This is a genomic window from Dyella solisilvae (assembly GCF_003351225.1).
Taxonomy (GTDB): domain Bacteria; phylum Pseudomonadota; class Gammaproteobacteria; order Xanthomonadales; family Rhodanobacteraceae; genus Dyella; species Dyella solisilvae.
On record NZ_QQSY01000014.1, the window covers coordinates 1 to 6,889 of the forward strand.

The following is a 6,889-nucleotide window of genomic DNA, read 5'->3' on the forward strand; positions in this document are numbered from 1 at the left end:
AGGTCCGTATATGGACTCCTCCCCTTTGCCAAGCATCCCCTAGCTCTGGCGTCCGTGTCGACTGCACACGTATATCCGGCCTCTAACAGCTGCACCGCTTTTCGGTGCCGGGCCATGATGAGCTAGTCGCGCGTCGGCTCCCAATCGCTTTGGCGTGCTCGTGGCACACGGACCTTACAGGGTTTTGCCGACGCCGGTTCGACCGGTTCGTCATCACGCGGGGTGCTTCGCAATCGTGGAGTGGTTCGTTCCGGACACTACCTCTTAGGCCGCCGCGAGTGTGGGTTGATAGTTCGTGCCGTGGCGCAGCATGGCCCAGGCCATGCGCGCCGTCTTGTTGGCCATGGCCACGCACGCCACGTTCGGGTGAGAGCGCGCCGACAGGCGCGTCACCCATCGACTCAGCGGATCATCATGGCGTGGCGCCGTTCGCAGCATGGCTCGCGCACCATGCACGAGCAGCGATCGCATGTAGGCATCGCCGCGCTTGCTGATGCCCAAGAGCCGCTCCCTGCAACCGGAGCTGTGTTGCCGAGGCGTCAAGCCCAACGATGCCGCCATCTGCCGACCATTAGCAAATTGCGTGGCATCACCGACGCACGCGATCAACGCAGTGGCGACGACAGGCCCAACGCCACGCAACTGCTGGAGCCGACGCGCCGCCGGATCGGCTTTGGCTGCTTCGTTGATTTGACCGTCCAGTTCACTGACACGGTCATCCATCGTGCGCAGGTCGCGCCACAGCCCTTCGAGCACGAGCCGGAACAATATGCTCAGGCCGTTCTCGGCATCCTCCAGCCAACAGGGGATCGCCTGCCGTAGTGAGGCTATTTCCTTTGGCGCCACGAGGCCGTATTCGGCGACCAGGCCGCGTATTTGATTACCCTTGGCGGTGCGTTGTTCCACTAGGCTGGCACGTACGCGGTGCATCGCCTGTAGATCCTGCTGAGCCACGCTCTTCACGCTCACGAAACGCATGCTCGGACGACTCATCGCCTCACAGATCGCCTCGGCATCGTTGGCGTCGTTCTTGTTGCTCTTCACGTACGGCTTCACGAACTGCGGCGCGATCAGCTTTACGCGATAACCCAGCGCTTGCAGCTGACGCGCCCAATGATGCGCACCACCGCAGGCTTCCATGCCGATATCGCAGCCCGGCTCAGCGACCTCCGATACGGCGCGAAGCCAACGCTCCCGCGATAGGCGGCGACGCCAGACCGGTTGCTCGTGCCGATCTACCCCGTGGACCTGAAAGACCTGCTTGGCCACGTCGACTCCGATGCGCGTAAGCTTCATGGGTGGACTCCTCTTCGCCAGCGACTGGTTCTATCGCTTCCAGTCTGGCACTCGATGCCGAAGACGGGGAGGAGTCCATCTCATTGCTTCGGGTCGGAAGCGGACTCATTTGATGAGCGCAGTGTCCAGGTGTCGCTCAAGTTCCGCACCATCCACGGGCTTTCCCGCGACAAGAATCACTCGACCTTTCCGCTGGACCTGCAAAGTCACCTGAGGGCGGTCGCCCGGGTACTTCCTCAACTGAAGGTCAAGCGCGTCTTCAGACTCTGACACAGAAATAAGGTCCCAAAGCTTGCCGGTTAGGTCAAACAGGATTTGCTCTCCGGAGATGTCCGCGAATTTTGGCGCGTAGACCCAGTGGCTCATCCGCATTTCGTGCGGCTCGACACTAACCTCGACTTCCCCACCCCAGTAAGTCTGAGCCCGATCCATAGCACCTCTCTGCCCCTGATATCCACCGAATCCGTTAGGTCCGCTCCGGGTCGAAAGCGGACCTTGCACGAACCGCTCCACCACTGATTTGCGATTCACGACCCTGCCAAAACCCATGGCGTCGATTAGAAGCCCGCGGCGATATCGATCACGACGCCGCTGGACATAAGCGTCAGGTAGAACTGTCCTCCGTCGGCGCGCACCCAGCGGTAGCCCGGATCCGGACGACGCAGGTGGTAATGCTCGTAATCGGTGACGTAGTACTCACGCGTGTAGTACTGGTCGGGCAGGCGATCGCCCTTCTTGTACCAACCCTTGTGCTTGCCGTTGTCGTGGCGCCCTTCGTCCTTGGGATTATGGCCATGATCACCGTCGTCCCAACGGGCATCGTCGTCGTTGCCGCCACCGTTGCCATGGCCGTTCCCATGGCCGTGACTTTGCGGTGAGGCGAGGGCCATGCCGCTACCTGCGAGCAAGGCGGCCGCAACAACAAATGAAAAAAGGCGCTTCATGTTGGCTCCGTACAAGGGCATGGAAATGTTTGATGGGCGTCGCCAGGCCTAGGCCCCATTCGACGCGGCGACAACATCGCACAAAAATTCGATCGGCGCGCTATGCACGGTAAGGAAACGCTAAGCAAAGTCGCTATTGCCTCGCCTTCCCTACGGCTCATCTTGTACAGCTTCGCGACAGAAAACCCTTGTTTTCTGCGACTTCACGCACGAAATGAAGGGCTCTTTGACTAGCGGCTGAAGGATTTTCTTCTGCTTGCTGAACTTGCGTGCGCGCGCTCTTTTCTTGCGCCGTCGAGTCCGCCAGTATCCGCGCCGAGGCCGTCGGAGTGAGCATGATTTGCTGCACTACCTCATGGCAGGTGCGGAGTTCATCTGATGCCCCCCGGGGCGCCTCGAAGGGAACGACCATCACCTTCAAGGGGCAATCGATGAAGAAGAACGTACATGTACTCACCGCGCTTAGCGTGGCCGTCGGCCTGTGCATGGGCAGCTCATTGGTGCTGGCCGACACCGCGCCAACCACCCAAACGGCACCAACGAGCGGCCAGGAAAGCACCAAGCTCGCCACTTCGTACACCACGTTCGCCGGGTCCACCAGCAACTCGCAGGCGCTGGTGACCGGCCTGCGCAACGGCAGCACCGTCGTGCTGGTCACGCCGGCCACAGCCACCACGCCCGCCGTGCAGACCACCTTTACGCCTGCCACCGGCCATCTCGGCTACGGCAACGTGAATATCGCGCTGTCGCTGGCCCAGGCCGAACTGACGGCGGCCGGCATTACGCAGCCGACGGCAGCACAGATCGAAGCGGCATTGAACGGCGGCACGGTCGCAGGCCCGAAGGGTCCGGTGCAGTTGACTGGCGTGCTCGCACTGCGCGCCGACGGCCAGGGCTGGGGCAACATCGCCAAGGCGTTGGGCTTCAAGCTGGGCGACATCATGAGCGCCGCCAAGGCGCACGGTCCTGTGCCCGATAGCGCAGACATCGCGCATGGCGACAAGACCGAGAAGGCGAATCACGCCGACAAGGCGGACAAGGTCGCCAAGGCCGATCGTCCCGACAAGCCGGATCATCCGGACAAGCCCGAAAAGCCCGAGCGTCCCGACAAGCCGGAACACGGCGGTCGCTGATTACAACAACATCACTTATGACTTGCGTGGAGGCCTCTGTTGAGGCCTCCCGCTCTTTTGTTGCTACGCCCTAGGAAGAACTCATGAATCTGAAGAACACCAGTACCCTTTGCGCCCTTGGCGTTCTGGGACTGATGGCGCAGGCAGCGCATGCCGACGACAACTCCGCCATCAAGGTGGGCGCCGGCATCGACTACACCACCGGCAAGTACGGCACGTCGACCACGACCGACATCACTCAGGTGCCGGTGACCCTTGGTTACGACATCGATAGCTGGTCGTTCAAGCTGGACGTGCCGTACATCCATGTTTCCGGTGCCGACAACGTGATTCCCGGCATCGGTCCGGTGAAGAACAACAACCCGAACGGCCGAGGCAAAGGCAAGGGCAAGGGCAACTCCCAGGGCGGCACCACGCCGACGACCGAGACGACCGGCTCCGCATCGGGTCTAGGCGACGTCACCGCGTCGGCCACGTACGAGGCCTACACCAACAGCGCCGCGCAGTTCGGTATCGATCTCACCGGCAAGATCAAGTTCGGTACGGCTGATGCGGACAAGGGTCTGGGCACCGGCAAGAACGACTACACCGTCGGCGCCGACATGTACAAGGGCTTCGGCGCCTGGACCGTCTTCGGCGGCGTGAGCTACACCTGGCTCGGTAGCTCGCAATACATCCAGCTCAACGATGTGTTCGGAGCCAATGTTGGCGCGAGCTACAAGCTCGACAGTCACAGCAGCTTCGGCGCGTACTACGACTATCGCGAGAAGGCGTCGGACACGAGCTTCTCGCGCAACGAACTCACCGGCTACTACGCCTACAAGTTCGCCAGCGGCTGGAAGGCCCAGGCCTATGTCACCAAGGGCTTCACGGATGGCAGCCCGGATTGGGGTGTGGGCGCGACGGTCGTGTATTCATTCTGAAGATCACTCAACTTTCTGGCTGCTACTTGTAGCAGCCAGTTTGGGTCCGTTTGAGATGGCAATGTCAGCTATGGGTCGGAAGCGGACTTCATTCGGAGTCAACGTCCTTTCGGCGCAAGGCACGTAGACACTGCCGCCAGCCGAGGACGAGCACCACAACGGCAAATGCCGCACTGGTTACTTGCCAACCATTGAAGCCGTTCACCATTTCACCCAAAACAAGCCGCAGGCCGAAGATCGTTAGAACAGCAGCCAGCAGCCAAAACAGCACTGTCGCGACCTTATTCCCCATAAGCCCCCTTAAGTTTGCCTTCCCCACGCGGAGTCGAACGTGTCTGCTTCGCGCGCCTGAGATTTTAGTTATTGACCGTACGCGACGGGTGGCAACTGCCATCTGTGCAATCGATAACGACGCTGTACGCCGAGCACTGGGCCTCAAATGTGGCGCCGCCTGTAGCGTGGACATCCCCGCATCCCATCTTGGTAGACAGCTTCTGCGCAGATAGGACCATGCTGGTGTAGTCGGCAGGATGGGACGGTGTTGCCGATGAACTGGCTGGCCCCAAAGACGACGGGGATGCTGGTGAGGCGGGTGTCACCACGTTTGTGTTGGCTAGAACCGAATCACAGTGCTTCGAGGCAGCCGTAGCGCGCAGTGCACCCATGCGCTTGTTGGCGGTGTCGATAGCACTGGATCGTTCAATCTCGTTCCCTATACCGAAATCGCCGAGGAAGGAAAGGACGGATCGCCCGTCAAACTGACTTTCCTGGTGAACCTGTTGGAGATAGCCATTCACTTTGGCTTCTTCGAGACTAATTTCGCGGCAGCTCATGGTCTGAGCTTCGTAATCAGTGAGCATGGGCTGGCGACCGTAGGTCTTGGTCGCGCACCCACTCGATAGCAGGGCCAACGTAATTGTCCCTACCGCATATGCGATCGTGCTTCCCTTCATGTGCTCCCCCTGTTGTATAGCAAAACCTTACGCGGACTGACTCACTGGTTTCAACGCCTGTCATTCTGGCGGCCGTGATCGTGAGCGGTGAGGCGGTGCCCGCGGAACACGCCCTTTGGTCTATTGCTGGGAGTTATCGCAAGGACACCGATTCGCGACGGCTGCCCGCTCGAATCTCGGTCTTTCAACGCGTCCGCATTGGGTCGCAAGCGGACCTAAGAGCGCGACTTCCTACTCGACGATCGTCCACCAGTTCGCCACAAGAAAAATGGCGCCCCAGTAAGTCATTACCGTTGCCAACACCGAGAACCACGCCAAGAAGGGCAGATAAACCGGTGAATTGACCATGGCAACGAAGGCACGAAGTGGCTCTGAATCAGCAAAAAATAGCCCGTTATAGAGCGTGGGAAACGTCCAGAGACCCGTATCGCCTGCCGCGCAGGCCAATACGAAGAGCATGAACCCAAACACCCGGAGGTTCCGGTGTGACGGCAGCCTGTCCTCCGGCTGTTTGTACCAAGTGCGAACAGCCACCCTCATGACCTTGGAGAAGGGCCAGTATTTGGTGAGAAGCAGAACAATGAGGGAAATGGACGCGACCCATTGAATCGACAGCACAAACGCGCATCTGTCGGGATGGGTCGTAATTGCCGGCATTCTTGACACCGAAGGCGACAAGGACTGCCCCAGGTGGATGGCAGCGCTTGCAAAAGAGCCATCAGCCAGGCGGTCGTAGAAGATGTAGGACAGAAACGCGAGAACTAGATTGATGAGCATTGCCGCATACATCGGCTTTAAGTTGATGCGCCCAGCGAGCGCCAGCTTTCTCTCTTCGAAGTATCCATCGCTCTTTCCGTCCATTCGCCCCCTCCCGATACGGCGTCTTATCCTACTGGCTGTTAGGTCCGCTCCGGGTCGGAAGCGGACGTTAGCGTACCTTGATGCCGCCTATTCCAACGCTTTCAACGCACATTGCCTCGCCTGGATTGATCAGAGAGGCGGGCGCTGTTTTTAGATGGAATGAGATCCTGGCCCCGCTCACCACAAGTAAGTGGCCGGTGTCTTCGATCACGTCTGATGGCGCGTGAGCTGGTATGGGCGCGGGACCGAGGTCGCCATATTTCCCCTCAAGATCGCCGGCCCTAACGCACAAAGGCGTTGAGAACTGAACTGTTGCCTGCGCCTGATAGGCAGACATTACTGGACGTCTGCCGCTACTCATTCCGCGCTCAGTCCGCAATTCGATTGAACGGATCCAGGGCAGCGATGAGCTCCCCGTACTTGCCCATTGGACCCATGACCCTCCACTGATCGCGGATGGGCCGGTCAACTCAACTCCAAACTCTTGGCCGATCTCTTGAGGCGTTCTGGTCACGCCGGCCGTCAGGTAGTCGGTCACGCGAGATAGACGGTCAAGATCAAGGCCTTCTGCTCGGACGGAATCCGCCACGAACAGCAAGGCCAAGAAAGGCAGATAGCGCATGCCACTCATTCTTGTCTTTCCCCAAGGGTGACGGAGTGTCCGCTTCACGCCCTGAGCCGTTCCGTCAACTATCGGACGAAGCCAGGCCGGCGAGCAAGGGCGAGCCACGGCGCTGCAGGGCCCTAAGGTAGCGCGACTCGTCGTAGGGCGTGTGGGA

Annotated in this window: 9 protein-coding genes; 2 read left to right on the forward strand and 7 right to left on the reverse strand. The window is 59.9% G+C overall.

The features are described 5' to 3' along the window. Positions 1-264: 264 nt before the first annotated feature. From DVT68_RS20140 to DVT68_RS20375, 4 genes are all read right to left on the reverse strand, one after another. Positions 265-1,296: an IS110 family RNA-guided transposase gene (locus tag DVT68_RS20140; protein WP_114827006.1), complete on the reverse strand. Its 1,032-nt coding sequence runs from the start codon at positions 1,294-1,296 to the stop codon at positions 265-267. 105 nt (positions 1,297-1,401) lie between these two features. Next, complete coding sequence (locus DVT68_RS20145) at positions 1,402-1,662, reverse strand: hypothetical protein (RefSeq protein ID WP_147281785.1); 261 nt, start codon at positions 1,660-1,662, stop codon at positions 1,402-1,404. A gap of 191 nt (positions 1,663-1,853) precedes the next feature. Further along, a complete protein-coding gene (locus tag DVT68_RS20150; protein ID WP_158543556.1) occupies positions 1,854-2,240 on the reverse strand; it encodes an RcnB family protein in 387 nt (128 codons plus the stop codon). 157 nt (positions 2,241-2,397) lie between these two features. Next, positions 2,398-2,661, reverse strand: a complete 264-nt coding sequence (locus DVT68_RS20375) for a hypothetical protein (RefSeq protein ID WP_147281786.1) — start codon at positions 2,659-2,661, stop codon at positions 2,398-2,400. A 10-nt stretch (positions 2,662-2,671) separates the two neighbouring features. Between DVT68_RS20375 and DVT68_RS20155 the strand changes: the two genes are divergently transcribed. After that, positions 2,672-3,373 (forward strand): hypothetical protein, encoded by a 702-nt coding sequence (locus DVT68_RS20155; protein WP_114827009.1) that lies wholly within the window; start codon positions 2,672-2,674, stop codon positions 3,371-3,373. 83 nt (positions 3,374-3,456) lie between these two features. Further along, a complete protein-coding gene (locus DVT68_RS20160; protein WP_114827010.1) occupies positions 3,457-4,296 on the forward strand; it encodes a transporter in 840 nt (279 codons plus the stop codon). An 88-nt stretch (positions 4,297-4,384) separates the two neighbouring features. Here the strand turns inward: DVT68_RS20160 and DVT68_RS20165 are convergent, their stop codons facing one another. From DVT68_RS20165 to DVT68_RS20175, 3 genes are all read right to left on the reverse strand, one after another. Then, positions 4,385-4,588, reverse strand: coding sequence for a hypothetical protein (locus DVT68_RS20165; RefSeq protein WP_114827011.1), 204 nt, complete (start codon positions 4,586-4,588; stop codon positions 4,385-4,387). Positions 4,589-4,652: 64 nt separating this feature from the next. Next, positions 4,653-5,249 carry a hypothetical protein gene (locus DVT68_RS20605; RefSeq protein ID WP_199536165.1) on the reverse strand — a complete coding sequence of 199 codons (597 nt, stop codon included), beginning with the start codon at positions 5,247-5,249 and terminating at the stop codon, positions 4,653-4,655. Positions 5,250-5,480: 231 nt separating this feature from the next. Further along, entirely contained in the window at positions 5,481-6,110 is a 630-nt protein-coding gene (locus DVT68_RS20175; RefSeq protein WP_114827012.1) for a hypothetical protein, read from the reverse strand. Positions 6,111-6,889: the final 779 nt, after the last annotated feature.

Excerpts from the sequence above, each read along its gene's own strand:
- DVT68_RS20145 (WP_147281785.1), bottom strand. The coding sequence starts at position 1,662 with ATGAGCCACTGGGTCTACGCGCCAAAATTCGCGGACATCTCCGGAGAG.
- DVT68_RS20150 (WP_158543556.1), bottom strand. The coding sequence starts at position 2,240 with ATGAAGCGCCTTTTTTCATTTGTTGTTGCGGCCGCCTTGCTCGCAGGT.
- DVT68_RS20175 (WP_114827012.1), bottom strand. The coding sequence starts at position 6,110 with ATGGACGGAAAGAGCGATGGATACTTCGAAGAGAGAAAGCTGGCGCTC.
- DVT68_RS20605 (WP_199536165.1), bottom strand. The coding sequence starts at position 5,249 with ATGAAGGGAAGCACGATCGCATATGCGGTAGGGACAATTACGTTGGCC.
- DVT68_RS20165 (WP_114827011.1), bottom strand. The coding sequence starts at position 4,588 with ATGGGGAATAAGGTCGCGACAGTGCTGTTTTGGCTGCTGGCTGCTGTT.
- DVT68_RS20160 (WP_114827010.1), top strand. The coding sequence starts at position 3,457 with ATGAATCTGAAGAACACCAGTACCCTTTGCGCCCTTGGCGTTCTGGGA.
- DVT68_RS20140 (WP_114827006.1), bottom strand. The coding sequence starts at position 1,296 with ATGAAGCTTACGCGCATCGGAGTCGACGTGGCCAAGCAGGTCTTTCAG.
- DVT68_RS20155 (WP_114827009.1), top strand. The coding sequence starts at position 2,672 with ATGAAGAAGAACGTACATGTACTCACCGCGCTTAGCGTGGCCGTCGGC.